The organism is Dyadobacter sp. CY261 (assembly GCF_021440085.1).
In the GTDB taxonomy this organism is placed as follows: Bacteria; Bacteroidota; Bacteroidia; order Cytophagales; family Spirosomataceae; genus Dyadobacter.
In genome coordinates this window covers 40930-59479 of the sequence record NZ_JAKCPW010000001.1, presented here as the reverse complement: position 1 = coordinate 59479, position 18550 = coordinate 40930, and the positions used below count along the sequence as shown (strand labels likewise).

15 protein-coding genes are annotated in these 18550 nt (G+C 48.9%); 9 read left to right on the top strand and 6 right to left on the bottom strand.

All coding sequences use genetic code 11. The features are described 5' to 3' along the window. The first annotated feature begins 238 nt into the window (after positions 1–238). Together LZD49_RS00250 and LZD49_RS00245 are read left to right on the top strand one after the other, a co-directional pair. On the top strand, positions 239–1591 hold the full coding sequence (locus LZD49_RS00250; RefSeq protein WP_234665298.1) for an alpha-L-fucosidase: 1353 nt from the start codon (positions 239–241) through the stop codon (positions 1589–1591). A gap of 185 nt (positions 1592–1776) precedes the next feature. After that, on the top strand, positions 1777–3621 hold the full coding sequence (locus tag LZD49_RS00245) for a hypothetical protein (protein WP_234665297.1): 1845 nt from the start codon (positions 1777–1779) through the stop codon (positions 3619–3621). Here the strand turns inward: LZD49_RS00245 and LZD49_RS00240 are convergent. Then, the gene (locus LZD49_RS00240) at positions 3582–3872 is read right to left on the bottom strand and encodes a Fic family protein (RefSeq protein WP_234665296.1); all 291 of its coding nucleotides are present in this window, start codon (positions 3870–3872) and stop codon (positions 3582–3584) included. The genes LZD49_RS00245 and LZD49_RS00240 overlap by 40 nt on opposite strands. Positions 3873–4101: 229 nt before the next feature. On the opposite strand from LZD49_RS00240, the gene LZD49_RS00235 reads away from it, so the two are divergent. Both LZD49_RS00235 and LZD49_RS00230 read left to right on the top strand, forming a co-directional pair. Then, positions 4102–5484, top strand: coding sequence for a hypothetical protein (locus LZD49_RS00235; RefSeq protein ID WP_234665295.1), 1383 nt, complete (start codon positions 4102–4104; stop codon positions 5482–5484). 118 nt (positions 5485–5602) lie between these two features. Then, on the top strand, positions 5603–7351 hold the full coding sequence (locus LZD49_RS00230) for a sialate O-acetylesterase (RefSeq protein WP_234665294.1): 1749 nt from the start codon (positions 5603–5605) through the stop codon (positions 7349–7351). 10 nt (positions 7352–7361) lie between these two features. On the opposite strand, the gene LZD49_RS00225 is transcribed toward LZD49_RS00230, so the two are convergent. After that, entirely contained in the window at positions 7362–8414 is a 1053-nt protein-coding gene (locus LZD49_RS00225) for a cupin domain-containing protein (protein WP_234665293.1), read from the bottom strand. Between the two features lie 70 nt (positions 8415–8484). On the opposite strand from LZD49_RS00225, the gene LZD49_RS00220 reads away from it, so the two are divergent. The 4 genes from LZD49_RS00220 (at position 8485) to LZD49_RS00205 (ending at position 12138) form a co-directional block, all read left to right on the top strand. Continuing rightward, positions 8485–9111: a TetR/AcrR family transcriptional regulator gene (locus tag LZD49_RS00220; RefSeq protein ID WP_234665292.1), complete on the top strand. Its 627-nt coding sequence runs from the start codon at positions 8485–8487 to the stop codon at positions 9109–9111. 119 nt (positions 9112–9230) lie between these two features. After that, on the top strand, positions 9231–10358 hold the full coding sequence (locus LZD49_RS00215; RefSeq protein ID WP_234665291.1) for a S8 family serine peptidase: 1128 nt from the start codon (positions 9231–9233) through the stop codon (positions 10356–10358). A 155-nt stretch (positions 10359–10513) separates the two neighbouring features. Beyond that, the gene (locus LZD49_RS00210) at positions 10514–11758 is read left to right on the top strand and encodes a S8 family serine peptidase (protein ID WP_234665290.1); all 1245 of its coding nucleotides are present in this window, start codon (positions 10514–10516) and stop codon (positions 11756–11758) included. Beyond that, the gene (locus LZD49_RS00205) at positions 11755–12138 is read left to right on the top strand and encodes a hypothetical protein (RefSeq protein WP_234665289.1); all 384 of its coding nucleotides are present in this window, start codon (positions 11755–11757) and stop codon (positions 12136–12138) included. The genes LZD49_RS00210 and LZD49_RS00205 overlap by 4 nt, the downstream gene beginning before the upstream one ends. Here LZD49_RS00205 and purL read toward each other — a convergent pair. From purL to LZD49_RS00190, 3 genes are all read right to left on the bottom strand, one after another. Then, the gene (gene purL, locus LZD49_RS00200; protein ID WP_234665288.1) at positions 12135–15800 is read right to left on the bottom strand and encodes a phosphoribosylformylglycinamidine synthase; all 3666 of its coding nucleotides are present in this window, start codon (positions 15798–15800) and stop codon (positions 12135–12137) included. The genes LZD49_RS00205 and purL overlap by 4 nt on opposite strands. Positions 15801–16155: 355 nt before the next feature. Then, the gene (locus LZD49_RS00195) at positions 16156–16641 is read right to left on the bottom strand and encodes a DUF6644 family protein (protein ID WP_234665287.1); all 486 of its coding nucleotides are present in this window, start codon (positions 16639–16641) and stop codon (positions 16156–16158) included. Between the two features lie 2 nt (positions 16642–16643). After that, positions 16644–16997, bottom strand: a complete 354-nt coding sequence (locus tag LZD49_RS00190; protein WP_234665286.1) for a DUF6152 family protein — start codon at positions 16995–16997, stop codon at positions 16644–16646. A 135-nt stretch (positions 16998–17132) separates the two neighbouring features. On the opposite strand from LZD49_RS00190, the gene LZD49_RS00185 reads away from it, so the two are divergent. Then, the gene (locus LZD49_RS00185; protein WP_234665285.1) at positions 17133–17690 is read left to right on the top strand and encodes a DUF4468 domain-containing protein; all 558 of its coding nucleotides are present in this window, start codon (positions 17133–17135) and stop codon (positions 17688–17690) included. A 12-nt stretch (positions 17691–17702) separates the two neighbouring features. Here LZD49_RS00185 and LZD49_RS00180 read toward each other — a convergent pair whose 3' ends face one another. Continuing rightward, entirely contained in the window at positions 17703–18530 is an 828-nt protein-coding gene (locus LZD49_RS00180) for an SGNH/GDSL hydrolase family protein (protein ID WP_234665284.1), read from the bottom strand. Positions 18531–18550 lie beyond the last annotated feature (20 nt).

Genomic DNA, 18550 nt, shown 5'->3' with positions numbered 1-18550 from the left:
CAGAGCCGAAATCGTCAAACGTCCGACCGTCGATCTCAATGTAGCCTGTAAGAAAAACTGACAGAGCAATGAATGCATACCGACCGTCCGACGTGAAGATAGGTTCTGTGGTAGAAACATAAAAGCCCTGTAAAACCCTTATATAACCACTGATCCTGTAACTATTTACGAAAACCACCGCCAAAACAGAGTATCGCGGTTGATAAAAACAGTCTTTCCAAAAAGACCTTTCAAAACAATGCGATCAAGACTCCTCACGCTTCTACTGCTAATCACTCTGGCAGCGGCCAGCCAAGCCCAGCAAACCTCCAACAATCCCGACCGCGTTAAATGGTTCCAGGACCTGGGTTTCGGGATGTTCATTCACTGGAATGTGGACGTGTCACTCGGGACGGTGATCAGCCATTCGCTGGCCGGGGCTTCGGACGATTATGTGAACCGGTATATGAAGGAGCTTCCGACGTTCTTCAACCCCAAAAAGTTCGATCCCGACGAATGGGCGACGGCTGCGCGGCTCGCAGGGATGAAATATGTCGTTTTCACGACCAAGCACCACGCCGGTTTCTGCATGTTCGATACCAAAACGACGACTTTCAATGTCATGAATACGCCCTTCAAGCGCGATGTGACCAGGGAGATCATCGAGGCTTTCCGTAAGCAGGGCATTGCCATCGGACTGTATTTTTCACCGGAAGATTTCCTGTTTTTCCACCAGAACAACATCCCGCTCGGCCGGTTGCAGGACAAGCGCCAGTTCCCGATGAACAACCCCAAACTGATGGAATACGACAAGGCACAGATCAAGGAACTGCTCACCAATTACGGCAAAATAGACATTATGTTTTTCGACGGTCCTGGCGATGGCCTGCGGGAGTACGCATGGAGCCTGCAACCCGAGCTCATTATCACACGCGACGCTATGAACACGCCCGAGCAGAACATCCCCGACAAAGCGTCGCCGCGTCCGTGGGAAGCTTGTTACACGATGGGCACCGACTGGCAATACAAACCGACGAACGACCCGCACAAATCGGGCACCGAGATCATCAACATGCTCATTGAGATCCGCGCCAAGGGCGGCAACTTCCTCCTGAACGTCGGTCCCAAACCGAACGGCGAGATCCAGATCGAGCAGGAAGCACTCCTGCGCGAAATCGCATTGTGGAAATTCGCTAACGGCGAGTCCATATACGCGGTCAAACCATTGCCCGTCATCCGCGATAAGGGCATCTGGTTCACGCAGTCCAACGACGAAAAGGCCATCTACGCCTTTATCACCAAAAAGCGCGACGACGAATGGAAATACGGCCAACGCCGCGAATTCCTTTTTCCGATGATCGAAGGAACCGCTGCCACCAAGGTGGAGGTGCTGGGTTATGGGAGCGAGCTGGTGGAGTATGTCAATAACTTTGATGCTTCGATACGGTCTGCTACCACTCCGCTCGGATTGGCTGTGAGCGCGGTGAATGGGCAGCGGTTTTATACGAACCGGACGTGGCCTAACGCCGTGGTTTTGAAGATTTCGGGGGCGAAGTTTAAGGAGGTGAAGGAAGTTAAAACTTCGAAATCAGAGATTGACGGGGCGAATTAATAGTTCCAAAATTTTAAAAGCTGGACAGAAAGTGCAGGAATTGCAGATTATTTTTTTGATAATCAAGGGAATACAAGCCGCTTAATAAGATTTTCTCTTGAAACATACTCACAAATTAGGCCATGCACGGGCGTTTGGCAAAATTATGATTATCAAAAACTCATCCACCTCCCCTGTTTCACAGCATGAAAGCACTTCTGCCCTGCCTACTTTTAACACTTTTTGCACCTGCCCAATCCTCCGCCCAACAGTCTGATAAGAAAGACGGACAGTCCAACGATGGAGCCAAACAAGTGTTCATTACCTACGACTGCTTCACCAGCCAATTCCTGAACCGGCCTCCTTTCGGACGTTCCATCGATTGGAAACATGGCGCAATGATCGTCTTGAAGAACGTCAACCCATTTCTTTACAAAATTTCCATTAAGGAACAGCACAAGAACACCATTCTGATCTCCAACGAAGCTCAGGGGAAAAACGACCCCCTCACGACATTCGGCCAGAATCAGCCCCAGATCGATTTTGGGCGACTCTCTAACCTCAATTATCTATCCGCCGACATCCCAAAGCTGACTAGAACCGATGCCACGGTACAAAAGGCGGACGAGAATTTGCAGAATGCCCGAAATACCTACATTGCTGATACTACCGAATTAAGAAACAAAAGGCTGGAAATCGCCAAAATCCTGCCAGGCAAATTGCTCCTACAAAACAACAAAAGTGCTCTACCTGATACCGGCGCAACGCAACAGAAGACTTTGATAGATAAAGAAATCCTTTTGATAGATGATAAAATAACGGCTTCAACCAAAGAAATTGACCAACTGACGACCAAAATCAAAGAAAACAAAACAGCGCTCGATGCAGCAGAAAAAAGTTACAAGGAAGCTGCGGAATCAAGTTCTGATTTAAAGTTTAAAGTAGAATCCGTCGCGTTGCTGTTGAATGAATACAAGAAATCGGTGTATGAGTTGCAGGAAATAGAATTGTTTTACCAACAGCTGTTATCCATTGTCTATTCACAAAGCACCAACCCTGAATCAATGCCACTTTTGAAAAACAACTTGGCACTTAAGAGCTTTGGTACTACCGACAAAACGGAACTGATACGCATACTGAACGACCGAAAACGAAATCTCGAAAACAAATTCGGGCAGTATCTAGATGGCTCCCAAGATCTGATCTATTTTGTAAACGGCAGGGCTGCTACCTATGAAACTGAGCCAAAGATTCCTAAAAGCGAGGATATCAAACTTCGTCAGGAAGCATTTAGGCTTTACAAGCAAACTGCGGAGAATCAGGAAACGAAGATCAAGGAATATCACAAGCAGATTGATTACCAGACCCTTAAAACGTGCATTGAGAATACCGTCAAACTGTATGACGCAATCAACGAACAGAATTTTACCATTACCCATCAGAGCCATCAGTTCGACGACGAAGCTACCGAAGTCAATTTCGTTATTACAGGCGAACCTGTACAGAATTCGGTTTACTCCATGTCTGCCAAACCGATTAATGTGCCTTTTTCCCTTCCACTTAAACGGGGTTTGAAAGTCGATTTTAGCACGGGGTTATTCGTCAATTTTTTACCACAATCCGAGTATTTCTTCGAACAAATTTCTCAAAATACCGTCAAAGTAGGCAAGCGCCGCGACCCAAACCGGTACGTACCCACGATCGGTTACCTCTTCCATTTCTATTCGAGGGGCTCGAAATTGGGCGGCTCCCTCGGCGCCAGCACCGGTCTTGACGGAAAATCCCTCAAATACTATATCGGCATTTCGACCATGCAAGGAAGAAGCCAGCGCGTGATTATCACCGCCGGACTTGCCGGCACGCAACTGCAAGTGCCGGTGCAATCACAATCCCTGGGTAAGGAATTCAACGCCGCCGACTACCCCGTCACCCGCGCCGTCTCCCTTACCCCCGCCTGGCGCGCCGGTGCATTCGTAAGTTTTACATTCAATCTGACGAGCGGAAATAAAAATCAGGGCACTAATATATCAGTACAGGGCAATGCGAGATAAGGAAGAGGAGCCCCCGCATCTGCCTGCTTTTCCTCCACCCATTTCAACCTATAATTGACATCATCGGCGTACTGATACATCAGCGCCGGAACCTGTGACGGATGGGGTGGAGAGAGCTTTCCAACCTGAACGTCAATAGTACGCCCTTTACCCGCCCAACTATACAATTCCCCAAAAGCCGTCCGATGGATTTCCAGGATGAAGCTGATATCAAGATCCGCTTGATCATCGCCCCACTTCCGCTTGTACATTGCGTGACGACATACTCTTGACTTTCAATCCAAATTATCTTCTATTGCATCACACCTGACGAAGCAGTAATTCGACCGGTCAGGACTCAACATCATCTTCTAGTACTTGTAACAGCCAAAAGAGGAAGCGCTAATCTGTTTTGGCGGCAGCCAGGTGTTGCCGCGTCCGGGTTTCTGTCACCCATGTTCCATCCTTTTGCATGTATGTTCCACTTAAAACAAACTTACTATGAAGAAAATGTTATTGTTATTCGCCCTGGCCGCATGCAATCAGCCCACAACCGGCTGGCCCGATCCTAAGCCTATTAAGCCGATCTATATACCGACAGCCGAAGACTCGGCCAAAACGAACGGGCCTTTTATGCGCATTCACCCGATGGGGCGATTCCCTGAGTTGATTCATGACAACCTCGACCGGCAGCCGGGCCTCAAAATTGAAGAATGGCTATCCACACCGGTCCCGCTGGCCGATTTTGGGCGAGCCCTCAAACCGGGGCAGGAAATGGAAATGGTCGCATTCGGAGGCGGATTAACGGCCGGCGTCATGAACGGCGGCATTACCAGAGAAAGCCAGCAAACCAATTACACCAACTTGCTGGCCCATCAAATGGGTATCAAAAATTTTGCGATGCCGCTTTTCGACAAAGAGCATTACAATGGTACAGGTTATTACGTATACCGTAGTAGTACGGAAAGTGGGTATCCGAACTGGGATCGCGTTACTAACAATACCATTTCGCTCGCTCCGGGCAGTACGCCGACTATGCCCCCATACCAGGGAAAGATTTCTAATTACGGACTGTTCGAAGGAGGCATTGAATGGTATGTCCCTGGCTGGGGCTGTGAATACTGCGACTTGCCCACACTCCTAGCATCACGGTTTAAGGGCAATTCACCAGCTGAACTTCCCTATAATTTTATAGTTGTCGAAGAATTTTTCGACCGCTGGATGGCAGGGATTCAAAGAACCAAGGAAATTGGGCTTTGGAACGATACCTTTAATGGTTCAGTATTGAACTCAGGCACAATTACGGACTACGCCATCAATTACCATTTAAGAGGTAAAAAGGGGGTAATTTTTACAGTTCCACGGTATCAAGATTTGCCTTATATGAATTGGTATTCGATGAAAGAATTTGGTAACGTGTACATAACCTTTAATCGAAATGATATCGCGGATGGGGTAATAAACATTTCAAAACCATTTTCGTTAATCCCAACAGCCAAATTACATACCCTATGTGAGAGGTTCAAAGGAGGCGCTTTTGCGGCTAATCTGGAAGATATTGAAGTAATTGACTACGGTGAAACCTATCACTCCGATCCCCAGCTCTACTATAATCAGAAAATCAGGGATTATGCGGCGAAAAAAGACCTGGCCGTAGTTGATCTCTTTGACCTCTATCAGCGCATTCACCTGGGAGGATATAAGACGGATGATGGGATCTTAATCGACGGGACTGCGCACGGTAATTTCTTTTCGTCGGACGGAATTTACCCTACTCCGCTTGGACACGCGATTATCGCCAACGAGGTGATCAAGGCGATCAATCAGCATTACGGTGCCAAAATTCCTTTGATCGATGTTGCCGGATTTGTCAAGGCCAATTGAGCTTAATAGCTACCTATCTCCAATTTCAACACACATTTATTCCTTTATTATGAAATTTTTTATTGCGTGCATAGTCGTATGCACTTGTTTCCGGGCAAATATTTGCGATGCACAAACAGTGTCGCTGTCTTATCCGATCAATAATTCCGTGCTCCAACGTGGCACATCAAATAATGCAGTAATAACTTTCGCAGGCCAGCTTGTCCACAATACGCTCGCCGTTATTTTAAGTTACAGGATCAGGTCGGTCAGCGCTACGGGGGTTGCAAGCGCACCCGGGCCGGCCACCAACCTTAGTATGGCTGCCAATGGCATGTTTTACGTTACGCAGGTGATTAGCAAAGGCTGGTATTTGTGTGAAATTCTCTTTAACGGCGTCGTATACGCATCTGCTAAATTCGGGGTAGGCGATGTTTTCATCATTGCTGGCCAATCTAATGCGCAAGGAGTTGAAAAGCTCAATTACTTACTACCTAGCGGTGCCGGCATTCCGGAATGGGTTGTTGGCACCTCGGAAGACAAGACCTGCACGAAAACCTTTCCTGCATCTTTCACGAGCATGTTTTCGTTAAATACGCCCGATGAAGCAAAACGGCATGGTAAATTAGGGCCATCCGGTAATGGAATTTGGGCTTATGCTACATTGGGCAAGCTAATCTCTGATGCGAATGGAGGAATGCCTGTGGCGTTTTTTAATGCAGCTACGGGTGGGTCCAGCATCACGGAATGGAAACAGGGTGTCGATGGTGTGGAAGCCAAACATCCCTACACGGAAGCCCAAGTGTGTTTGGGTTACCAGGGAGGATCTGTAATTCCTTCGGATTACTATGGCCTCCCGTACACAACATTGAAAAATGCCCTGAATTATTATGGGTCGCTGTTCGGCGTCCGGGCTGTGCTCTGGCATCAGGGAGAAGCCGATGCGGATTTGAATGTCAGCCCGATCTACAAAGCAACCAGCGCCGCCGATTATCAAGCCAAATTACTGGCTGTGATCACCAAATCCCGCACTGATTTTGGGTCACCCAATCTTACATGGTATGTTTCCAAAGCATCCATCAGCAAATTTGGGCCGTTCAACGCTACGATCAGAACGGGGCAAGGCAATGTTGCGACAGGCTCGCCAAACCTCAGCGGTCCCGATACAGACTATGTTAACGGTAGCGCCGGGGCGAAAACCGACATCGTTGGAGCTGACAGATATAGAGTTGATACCACCCATTTTTACGAAGGACCCGGATCGATTAAAGGGCTTACCTGGCTTGCCAACAAGTGGTTTCCCACCATTGGAAGTCTGGCTAATCCCGTTGCAGCAAGCTGGGTACCGCAACTAACCTATTCGAAGAATGCCGATTGGCGAACGCTCACCGTATTTGGCAATGCAGTTCAGTACTCGTGGAGTAATATCGGTATCAACAGTCCGCCCGTGCCGGGAGGGAATGGGAATTCACTCACTACACAAGACAAATACCTCGGCATTCGCTGCTACATGAAAGATGCGACAGGAAACTGGCACATATCTCAAGCCCTTAATGTCGGAAAGTATGATAATCAGCGTGAAGGGGCTGGTGTTTTGGAAGAGAAAGAAAACGAACAACCGGGCTTTGAACTCAACGCCTACCCCAACCCCTACACAACAAATTTTACTATCACATTTGATGTCCCAAATGAAAATAGTTACGTCAAACTAGACATTATCAACTGCCAGGGTAATGTGCTGAAAACCGTAGTCGACAATCCTCACGCAAAAGGAAAATGGCAATACGAAATCAAAGAGCTGCCTGATAGTGTAAATGAAATTTTGTATTGTAGGTTAAAAATCAATGAGAATTATACGGTTAGAAAATTGCTACACCTGAGCAAGTAACGGCGGGAAGTCAACGTGCCGGTTGTGCTTCCGGCGCGTTTTTAAACCGCTTGCTTTTTCCCTGGATTCTTCCTAAAAACAATATGAAAGGAAAGATGACCTTTTTCACAAAGGCGGGAATGCCTAGCATATCGAATTCTGTCCGGTATTTTCGCAGCAGGTAGGCGGCGTCAAATGCCTCTGGCCGGCCATTTCCGTTTTCGCGTGCGGAGCGATAGATTTCCGACAGGAAATACTCGATATTATGCGGTGGCCAGATTTCGCCATCACAGTACAGCGTGGTGTCACCTGCATTCCAGAACCGGTGGGCTATCCCAGCCTCGAATGTTGCCGATTCGCCTTTGTGGAGATAGTACGGTTTCTGACCAAGCACTTCCACACCCATTTTGCCTTCCAGGATATTCAGGCTCTCGTGTTGCTGGTGATGCACGTGCATCGGCGGACCGGCACCGGGGCTTACCTGGTTTTCGACCTGGATGTATTCGACGCCATCCCTGAGCTTACGGCCAAGGAATGTCAGCCGTTCGCCGTGACCATTGTCGATGGTTATTGGATATACTTTTTCCATTGTGAGGGTCCCCATTAGTTTTCTGCCTGTTTTACACTTAAAACCATACAACAATATAACGGCTAGTACGAGCATTCCGCTTAAACGGGCGAGGCTGAGCTTCTCCCATGTTTGGGCACGTCCGGCGAGGTCGTCGCTCACAGCCGGCGAGTAGGCCGAGTTGGTAATGGCGACCAGTTCGGGAACAAAATAGGCCGCGGTGATCACAAGTACCAGCACGTAACCGCCCACTACGATCAGCAATTGCTTGCGGCGAGGCTGCCGCCAGTTGGTGATCAATGCAGCCGCGAGCAATAAAATGGCCACGGGATGTACCGGTTTCCAAAAGTTAACGGCTTGCAAGCCATACTCGCCCTGGAACATCGAAAGCGATCGCGGCGGCGCGGCGCTCCACGCGGGCACCACAGCAGCATGTTCATAAATGGCGGCACCGATGATCGTAATAAAAGCAATCGATGCCAGAATGTGCAGGAAATTCGGGAATGTTTTCGTCATAAGATCAGAATGTTATATTTTTGGACAACGACCTAAAATTACAACGATTTAGGACATTGACCAAATTCAGATGAACGCAACACAGGAGAAAATTAGTAAACGGGCGTTGGAGCTCTTCAACCTTAAAGGCATCGAGTATGTGGGTATGCGCGAACTGGCTGTCGACCTGGGCATACGGATCGGAAATCTCACCTATTATTTTCCGACCAAGGACGACCTTGTCTTCAACCTCAGCCAGGCCTACACCGAATCCAATTCCAAAATTCACAGCGACTTACCTATTAATAGCTTATATGATTTTCTTACCAAAAACAAATTACTGTTTGAAAACGGATTGAAATACCAATGCTTGCTGCTAAGCATGGTGCATTTAATGGAGCAAAACACCCGCATCGCCGCCAATTACCAAGGCAATGTAATGCGGAACCGGATGTCGGGGCTAACGCACGACATTGAACGCTTGGAAGAAACCAAATACTTGAAATTCGGATCCGAAGACGACAAGCTGCTCATTATTTCCAGCAATAGCCTCCAAAGTCGTTTCTGGCTTTCGGAAGCGGTGCTCACCGAATCGCGGCAAAACCTCGCCAATCAGATGACCCATTATTTGAGGATGAAGGCCCATTTGTTGCGGCCTTATGCCACGAAGAAAGGGTTGGAGGATATTGAGCGGTTTAAGGCTGAGCTAAAACAATAAACACCGTCTATCCACCTTCCGCAATTACCGTAAATCTACCCCGCGAAAACCCGGGAAAACCACATTGTCGCACGAACGAGGCCCTTATAGTTTTGTAATGAAACTTGACTACAAACAAAATGGCCTTAACAGACGCAGAAAATCTCATCCCGGTGCCCGTGCCGCCGGTGCAATTCCAGATTCCCCAACTTCTGATCCTCGACCGGGAGGTAGACACGCTTATCCGTACGGTAGAAGCACGTCGTGCATTCCGCGTGTCAGGCGCGGGGCTCACTGTCGCGGTACTCGATACCGGTTTACGGGTTACGCATCAGGATTTCGCAGGTCGCGTACCTACCCAACGAAATTTTACCGCCGACAATAACGGAGATCCAAACAACGCATCCGATGGCAACGGGCACGGTACAAATGTTGCGGGCATCATCGTGGCCAGTGGGTTGCATAATGGCATTGCCCCCATGGCGTCAGTCATCCCGCTCAAAGTCCTTTCCAATAATGGCGGTGGTTCGTTCGAGGCAGTTGTCGATGCATTGGACTGGGTTTTGGACAACCATTTAAAATACAATATCACAGTGGTGAGCCTTTCGCTGGGTAACACAGCGAACTACGCAGGTGATGAAGAATTCCGTAACAGCGACCTGCATGAGCGTATACTTCAATTGAAAAATCTACGTATTCCGGTCGTGATTGCTGCGGGAAACGAATATTTCAGATTTCAACAACAGGGAATGTCGTTTCCGGCGATCATCCGCGAGTGCGTGAGCGTTGGCGCGGTTTACGATGCCAACGTGGGACCTAGAAGTTATCAAAGCGGTGCCCAAGCAGAAACTACGGCCGCCGACTGTATAACGCCATTTTCACAAAGGCTACATCAAACCAGTCACACTCACTGCCGGACAGACATTTTTGCTCCGGGCGCACCCATCACTTCAAGCGGCATTTCCTCCGATATGGGCGAGTCCGTTCAGGATGGCACCAGCCAGGCGACGCCGGTGATAAGCGGCGTATTAATGCTCATGCAAGAATATTTTCTCAAAACGACACGCAAACTACCCGAGGTCGATTTTCTGGTTGAATGCCTGAGAAACGGAGCCGTAAAAATCCATGATGGCGACGATGAAGTGAATAACGTTACTCCCACCCGCGTAGACTATTTGCGGGTCGATGCACTTGATGCACTCGATGCTGTTCGCCGACAGCTGCAAATAGGGCTTCTGGCGACCGCCAGTCCGTTGCAGTTTATCTGACATCCGGATAGCAGCCGTAACCGTTGTTTTTTAGTAGGAATATCAAAAATGAGATTCCTGAACTGACTGCCGTTGCCACATCCTGGTTCGGGTCAGCGGTGGCGGCTGCATAAGCATTCTTTGGTCTTAAACCTTAACCTGAAAAAAACTAAATCATGGCAATTTTCATAGTACGTCCCAAAAGCTCCCTCGGGAGTCGCACGGTGGGATTGATTTCCAAAAATTTTAAACCTGAGGATAGGCAACGGCAAATTTCTGAATTAGTCGGGCTCCGAAGCGAAGATCCCTGTTACAAGGAATTGAACAGATGGCTAGACCAGTCCCCTGCATCTGTAACTTCATTAGCGCCGGAAGCAAGAACGCCCGTAACTGGCACCAAGATTGTTGATATGTCCGAAGAAGAGGCTACCAAACTGAGACAAGATCTGCCCGACCTGGTAATCATGCGGGATCGCCCTGTTGGGCTTATCGAACCGGCAAAAACTAATAGCACAACGAAAACCAGGGTACTGAAGAAGGACCTGTGGCATTTAGACGCCATTGGCCTGACCGACATAAAGAAACGCGGGTTCACCGGCACCGGAAAAGGAGTAACTATTGCTGTTTTGGATACGGGCATTGATGCTACCCACCCTGAATTGAGTGGTAAAGTGATGGGCGCCTATACGTTCAATGTAAATACCTGGCAAACCAGTTTCAATGGCACTTCCATTGATACGCAGGGGCACGGAACGCATGTGGCCGGTCTGATATGCGGTAAAAATGTCGGTGTAGCTCCCGAGGCAAAAGTTGTGAGTGGAACTATGCTACCGGGGGGAAGAGGCAATATTTCGGACTTCATTCTTGCGTTGGAATGGGCCGCTTCCGATCCGACTATTTCGATTGTAAACATTTCTGCTGGCATCCCGGGTAATGTACCGGACATGATGTCATCGGTTGCAGCTTTGTTGGGAATAGGAATTCTGCCGGTCATTGCAGCCGGAAATGAAGGAAGGAATAAAACCAGAAGCCCGGGAAATTATGTCGATTCACTTTCCGTAGGCGCATCCAATCAGGAAAATAAAGTATCCAGCTTCAGCAGCGGGGGTGTTTTGGTAGCTGACAATCACCGCTATGAAGTTCCGGATGTGGTCGCGCCGGGAGAGCAAGTATGGTCCTCCGTGATGGGCGGTGGCTATGAAGCGTGGGACGGAACATCCATGGCAACACCCATCGTATCCGGCGTTGCAGCGCTGATTCTGGAAAAATACCCGGAAATCACCGTGACTGATCTAATTGAAGGAATCGTTACCTCATGCAAAAACCTGGCCTATAAGAACATTGTAAGTAAGAAAACGCTAAATTACCCACCCGAGCGACAAGGTAGTGGACTTATTCAGGCTAAACCATTGTATCAATGACCCTTTCAGATCAACAGGCAGCAAAAATAGATTCGTCATTACGCGATAGACTTGAAACTGCGGAACGCGAAGATCTTTTAAGGACTGTTGTGGTTTTGAATTCCGCGAACGAACGCCGATCAGAACCTTTCTCGCCTCACCCTGCTAATTTCCCAACCAGACAAGCGTACAGGCAGGCATTAATTAATAACAAGAAAAATGCGGTCGAGCACGAGTTTGGTGATATCAAAGAGAGGCTGCGCGCGCATTCGCTAATTCTTAAAGGAGGAAACCTTACAAACTTGCTAATCGTAGAAGGCCATGCCGAGGACATTGTTACTGTCCTGGCATGGCCTGAAATTAAATCAATGAGCCTTGACCAGCCCCTAACCCGGGACTAGCGTTTCCTCTCCTCAATCCACTTCCTCGCATTCACAAATGCCTCCATCCAGGGCGAAACTTCATCTTTGCGTCCCTCAGGATAATTGGCCCAATGCCATTGGAAAAGTGATCGCTCGATGTGTGGCATGGTTACCAGGTGACGACCGGTGTTGTCGCATAGGATAGCGGTGTTATAATCCGAACCATTCGGATTCGCCGGGTAGGTTTCGTAACCGTATTTGGAAACGATATTATACTGATTTTCAGCAAGCGGCAACTGGAAACGACCTTCTCCGTGCGATACCCATACACCTAATGTGCTGCCCGCGAGTGATGAAAGCATAACCGAGTTGTTCGGTTGAACTGTCATCGAAGTGAAAATACTTTCGTGTTTATGGCTTGTGTTGTGGAGCATTTTCGGCTTGTCCTCGTGATCCGGGTTGATCAGACCTAGCTCGATGAAGAGCTGGCAGCCGTTGCAAATGCCGACCGAAAGCGTGTCGTCGCGTTTGAAGAAGTTTTCGAGCGCGATTTTAGCCTTTTCGTTGTAAAGGAATGCGCCGGCCCATCCTTTGGCGGAACCGAGTACGTCGGAGTTGGAGAACCCTCCTACTGCGCCGATGAACTGGATATCTTCCAGGGTTTCGCGTCCCGAAATGAGGTCGGTCATGTGGACGTCTTTTACATCGAAACCAGCCAGATACATGGCATTGGCAAGCTCACGTTCGGAGTTGCTGCCTTTTTCACGGAGCACTGCTGCTTTCGGGCGGGGTTTCGAGGCGTCGATTACTGGCTTTTTGCCGTCGAATTGCGCAGGGAATTTGTAACGCAATACGTGATGCTTGTAATTATCGAAACGCTCTTTCGCGAGACCGTTGCCGGTCTGTTTTTGGTCTAATAAATAAGAGGTTTTAAACCAAACATCCCTCAAATGGTCGATATCGAAATCCCATTTGCCAGTGGCGTCTTTCACTGTAAGTGTTGAGGCCAGATTTACCGTTCCGATCTTATGGAATGCAACTCCGGCTTCTGCCAGTGCCGCCTCAGCTGATTCATCGGCTTGAAATACAATACCGATGTTTTCAGCAAATAGCTTTTCGATAATGTCCTGATCTCCGAGTGCCGACAGATCAATGGAAGCACCGAGGTCGCGGTCTGCGAAGCACATTTCCAAGAGTGTGGTGATCAAACCACCGCTACCAATGTCGTGGCCCGCCTGGATTTTCCCTGCTTTAATCAATTGCTGGATTGCATTGAATGTCGCTTTGAACTGCGCGGCATCCTGAATGTCCGGCGTTTCCGACCCGATTTTGTTCAGGATTTGAGCGAATGACGATCCGCCCAGTTTGAAACGGTCACCTGAAAGGTTGATATAATAGATAGAACCGCCCGATTTGCGAAGTACAGGTTCCACAACGGCTGTAATATCGTCGCAATGGCCGCCTGCCGAAATGATGACAGTTCCCGGCGCGATGACGTCTCCGTCTTTGTATTTCTGTTTCATCGACAGGGAGTCTTTTCCTGTCGGAATGTTGATTCCGAGGCTGATGGCGAAATCCGAGCAGGCTTGCACGGCTTTGTACAAACGCGCGTCCTCGCCTTCATTCTTACAAGCCCACATCCAGTTCGCCGAGAGCGAAACCGTTGCTAAGCCGTCTTTCAATGGAGCCCAAACGATGTTAGAAAGCGCTTCGGCTATCGCATTGCGGCTACCCGCAGCCGGGTCGATCAATGCTGAAAGCGGTGCGTGACCAATGGAAGTGGCAATGCCGTCTTTGCCCTGGAAATCAAGGGCCATTACGCCGACGTTGTTCAGTGGCAATTGCAATGGTCCGGCTGTTTGCTGCTTCGCCACGTGGCCGCCCACACAACGGTCGACTTTGTTCGTCAGCCAGTCTTTGGATGCCACCGCTTCAAGTTGAAGCATTTGTTCCAGGTACTCGTGCAGTTTCGCAGTTTCGTATTGAACCGGCTCGTAGTTGCGCTCCACAGTCTTGTCGCGCATGTAAGTCTTTGGCGAGCTGCCGAACATTTCGTCCATTGCCAGGTCCATCGGCTTGGCACCAGTGGTCGACGATTCGAATGTGAAGCGATGGTCGCCCGTCACCTCTCCAACCGTGTACATCGGCGCGCGCTCGCGGTCGGCGATGCGTTGGAGGAAGTCAATGTCGTTCTGGCTGATCACGAGGCCCATTCTTTCCTGGGATTCGTTGCCGATGATTTCCTTGGCAGAAAGCGTCGGATCACCTACCGGTAATTTATCAAGGTCAATCTTGCCGCCCGTTTCTTCCACCAGTTCGGACAAGCAGTTTAAATGCCCCCCTGCGCCGTGGTCGTGGATAGAAACAATGGTGTTATTACCGCTTTCAACCATCCCGCGTACCGCATTGGCTACGCGTTTCTGCATCTCAGGATTGGAGCGTTGGATGGCATTCAATTCAATACCCGAACCGAACGCACCGGTATCCGCAGAAGAAACGGCCGCGCCGCCCATCCCGATCCGGTAGTTTTCACCACCCATTACCACCACCTTGTCGCCAGTGGAAGGTGTATGTTTTTTAGCTTGCTCAGCTTTACCGTAACCGATACCGCCTGCCTGCATGATCACTTTGTCATAACCTAGCTTGCGACCGTTTTCTTCGTGCTCAAATGTGAGTACGGAGCCAACGATGAGTGGCTGACCAAACTTGTTACCAAAATCGGTTGCACCATTGGATGCCTTAATAAGAATGTCCATCGGCGTCTGGTACAGCCATTGGCGTTCTTCGACACCCTTCTCCCAGGCCCGGTTTTCTTCCAGACGCGAGAGCGCTGTCATGTATACGGCCGTGCCAGCGAGTGGGATCGAGCCCTGTCCGCCTGCGAGGCGATCGCGAATTTCACCTCCTGAACCGGTCGCGGCGCCGTTGAACGGCTCCACGGTAGTAGGGAAGTTGTGGGTTTCCGCTTTCAGAGAGAGAACGGATTCAAAGTCTTTGATCTCGTAGTATTCAGGTACATCCGGGCGCTTGGGAGCAAATTGCTGAACTACCGGGCCTTTAAGAAATGCTACGTTGTCTTTATAGGCCGAAACAATCGAATTTGGATTGCTTTCGGACGTTTTGCGGATGAGCTTGAAAAGTGAAACCGGTTGCTCCTCCCCATCGATCACAAATACGCCGTTGAAGATCTTGTGGCGGCAGTGCTCGGAGTTAACTTGCGAAAAACCGAACACTTCGGAGTCGGTCAGTTTACGGCCGAGCTTATCGGCTAACCCGGTAAGGTAATCCACCTCCTCGTCGTTCAGCGCAAGTCCTTCCTGCTTATTATAGGTATCAATATCAACCACTTCCCGAACGCTTTCAGGTTTGATATTGATGGTGTAAATATCCTGGTTCAGTTCGCTGTACTTCTGCGAAAGCATCGGATCGAAGTCCGTGAAATCAGCTCCCACTTTCTTGAATTCCTCGATGCGCACAATGCCTTCCAGCCCCATATTCTGGGTAATTTCGACGGCATTGGTGCTCCAAGGCGTGATCATCGCTGCACGCGGCCCTACGAAATATTCGGTGAGAACGGTTTCCTTTCGGAGTTCTGCGCCGCCGAAAAGCCAGCTTAATTTGGAAGAATCGGAGGCATCGAGCGTTCGCTCGGTTTGTAGTGCAAAGACGGTGTCGTCCCCGCCTGTGAAGAAGTAAATCATGATGTCCAATTAAGGCGCAAAGGTACGATAAAAATCACCGAAGGCCATAGGAAGAATGAAAATTGCTATTGTACTGGGGTAACACTTTTTAACCGCTTTGTCGTTCCGGCAACATCAAATTTTGGCTACCAAATAACGTTTACGTAGCCCAGATTACGGCTAAATTTAGGACCTGCATTTGATCAAAGCAGCACTTTCCGCGAAGGCAGTTACTATGATCATGCGATCGAATGGATCGCGATGGTCCAAGATATCAGGAAGACTTTCATAGTAAAGCGTGTGTGTCCAATAAGAATTTTATGTCACAGTCATCTTGCCGTTCCCATAAATTCCTTCTATAACAGTGTGCATTACTTTAATAAGCCAACAACCGCCCGCAAGCCACCACCGCGATCCAAACCACGATCGAAACGCAGGCGCATAAGCGGGCCATTCCGGGCAGATCGCCGGATGCGCCTCGGCGTTTGAAAGTACTGTAAACCAGGCGGTGGAATACAAACACATTCAATGCTGCCACCGCGATCAAAGCGATTTTTGTCCAGAAAACCGGATCAGTTCCCAGCGCCTGAGCATTGGTTATAAATAGGAGAAGCCCGGAAGGGATGATGAGAATGAGGCCGCGTTGTGACCACGGCAACAAATGCCTTGAAAGTCCTGTCAATGGCAGGTTACGCGAAAAGCCCAGCAGGCGCAGGTCGAAGAGGAACGCTGCGCCTACGAGCATGATTATGCCTAATATGTGGACGATCTCCAAAGCCGGATACAGCCACAACGACTGCCTGATCCCAACTGCCCAGGAAGATTTTTCAAGCCATTCAAGCCATTGATGATAATTCTGCACGCTTATCGCAATTCATATTTATCATCGCCGACAAAAACGCGCTCGGCCCGCATTTCATTTTTTTCGGTTTTGTGCGGATAAGCGACAAACCGTATGGTTGTACCTTTTTTGATCATGTCCGCATTCAATCCGCGCGATTCCATGCGCGTTACAGGCGCAAGGTAAACGGTCGTCAGCTCCTTATTGTACTTTACTTTGGCCAACACGTGCGGGTTTTCGTAGGTGAGGTCTTCGATTTTAGCTTTGAAATCGGTCGGTTTGGTTTGGTCGTAATCGGCCCAGCCGTGGTGCAGGACTGTGAACGAAGCGCAGATAAGCAGCGCCAATGCAAGCGAAATTTTTGTGAGCTTAGCCATAAACTGTTGAGTTTAGTGTGTTTAAAAGTAACCAAATCCTGTCGTTTAAAAAACCGGACCATTTACAAAGTGCATGTCCGCCCCCGCCAAAATCTTTTCCACTATATTTGCCCACTCACCAATTTAATTCTCGCCTTGAAAAATTTGCTTCTTTTCGCGCTGCTATCGGCAGCGACCCATACTTTCGCACAGGACGGCAAATTGCCGCTGGATGCCAAAAATAACATCAGTTACACCGACTCCGGACAGCCCAAATTACGTAAGTCCGAACTTCATCAAAAGATCAGAGGCTGGGTAGAAAAAAAATTCGGTAATGCCGAGAATGCGATCACCAGCGATGACACAGAAGCAGGCATTGTACTCATTACGAGCTACATACCCGTCATCCATTCCCAGTACCAGTATGTCCGTTTCGACCTGGGCGTGCAGTATAAAGACAATCAGTACGAAGCCCGCATCACCACGCTCGACGGCGTTTCGGCGGAGCATAGCCCGGTTCGCCTGAATGGAAAGGAAAACGACGACATTATTGCGAAAGAGCAGACAGTCAAAACGGAAAGCAACCGTAAAAAACGCAAAGATGCCGAAGTTGAGCTGCAAATGTCAAAAGCCGACAACGACGGCATCAGCACATCCTTATACAATCTGCTCGCCGACCTCAAAAATTATATCGCGAAACCCGCCGCTGAATAATCAAGGGGGCCATTATTTAAGCCCCTTCCATTTCTTCACGAGCAAATCCGCGATTACTTCATATCCTTTATCCGAAGGATGCAGGCCATCGTATGTCATGTCGATCGCTTCTTCCGGGTAAGGATATTCGTCTGTTTCCGGGTTGAAGGGCACATCCACGTAATCGGGATATTTCAGATCTTTATAGGCGCCGGTTTGCGGATCTTTCAGCCTTTTGAACCGGACCATATTATCCAGCGTAATGCCGCTGTCGTGGAATAAATCGACGACGGGTATCTTGTCCTTCTTCCCTATCTCCACGATCGCATTCGCAAATTGCTCTAATGTCTGATCGTTTTTGGGCTTGTAGGAGCCGAATGCATTGTTTTTATAACTGTTGATATACACAAAATCCCCGCGCTGCATGGGCGTAATGAGGATGATCTTCGACTTTTTACTGAGCGCTTTCAGTTTATCGGTAATGATCCTGAATGCGCCGTAGACTGTGCCGGTGCCTTTCGCCTGCTCGTAATCGGCAATTGTGCCCAATGCCTTTCCCTGCCACCAGTCATTAGTGCCCAGGAAAATCGTGTACACATCAGCTTTTACAAGATTCAGCGACTCTATTTTGTCGGCTATGTTAACCGACGTCCAGCCATTGTGCCCCTGATTGATGTAGGTAACCTGCGGAAATTTCTCCGCGATCAATGTGAGATACCCCTTTGTAACACGGTTCCCCGTCTCGTTCTGGTGGTCGTTGAGGTAAGTGATAGAGTCGCCGATCGCCACCCAGGTGATCTTCCTTGTTTTGGAAGCACCTGCAATGACGATCAATGCGAGGAAAAGCAGCAGTTTTTTCATCAGGATCCAGGATTTTGAAA

Coding starts and splice junctions, on each gene's coding strand:
- LZD49_RS00250 (WP_234665298.1), top strand. CDS start 239: ATGCGATCAAGACTCCTCACGCTTCTACTGCTAATCACTCTGGCAGCG.
- LZD49_RS00245 (WP_234665297.1), top strand. CDS start 1,777: ATGAAAGCACTTCTGCCCTGCCTACTTTTAACACTTTTTGCACCTGCC.
- LZD49_RS00240 (WP_234665296.1), bottom strand. CDS start 3,872: ATGTACAAGCGGAAGTGGGGCGATGATCAAGCGGATCTTGATATCAGC.
- LZD49_RS00235 (WP_234665295.1), top strand. CDS start 4,102: ATGAAGAAAATGTTATTGTTATTCGCCCTGGCCGCATGCAATCAGCCC.
- LZD49_RS00225 (WP_234665293.1), bottom strand. CDS start 8,414: ATGACGAAAACATTCCCGAATTTCCTGCACATTCTGGCATCGATTGCT.
- LZD49_RS00220 (WP_234665292.1), top strand. CDS start 8,485: ATGAACGCAACACAGGAGAAAATTAGTAAACGGGCGTTGGAGCTCTTC.
- LZD49_RS00215 (WP_234665291.1), top strand. CDS start 9,231: ATGGCCTTAACAGACGCAGAAAATCTCATCCCGGTGCCCGTGCCGCCG.
- LZD49_RS00210 (WP_234665290.1), top strand. CDS start 10,514: ATGGCAATTTTCATAGTACGTCCCAAAAGCTCCCTCGGGAGTCGCACG.
- LZD49_RS00205 (WP_234665289.1), top strand. CDS start 11,755: ATGACCCTTTCAGATCAACAGGCAGCAAAAATAGATTCGTCATTACGC.
- purL (WP_234665288.1), bottom strand. CDS start 15,800: ATGATTTACTTCTTCACAGGCGGGGACGACACCGTCTTTGCACTACAA.
- LZD49_RS00190 (WP_234665286.1), bottom strand. CDS start 16,997: ATGGCTAAGCTCACAAAAATTTCGCTTGCATTGGCGCTGCTTATCTGC.
- LZD49_RS00180 (WP_234665284.1), bottom strand. CDS start 18,530: ATGAAAAAACTGCTGCTTTTCCTCGCATTGATCGTCATTGCAGGTGCT.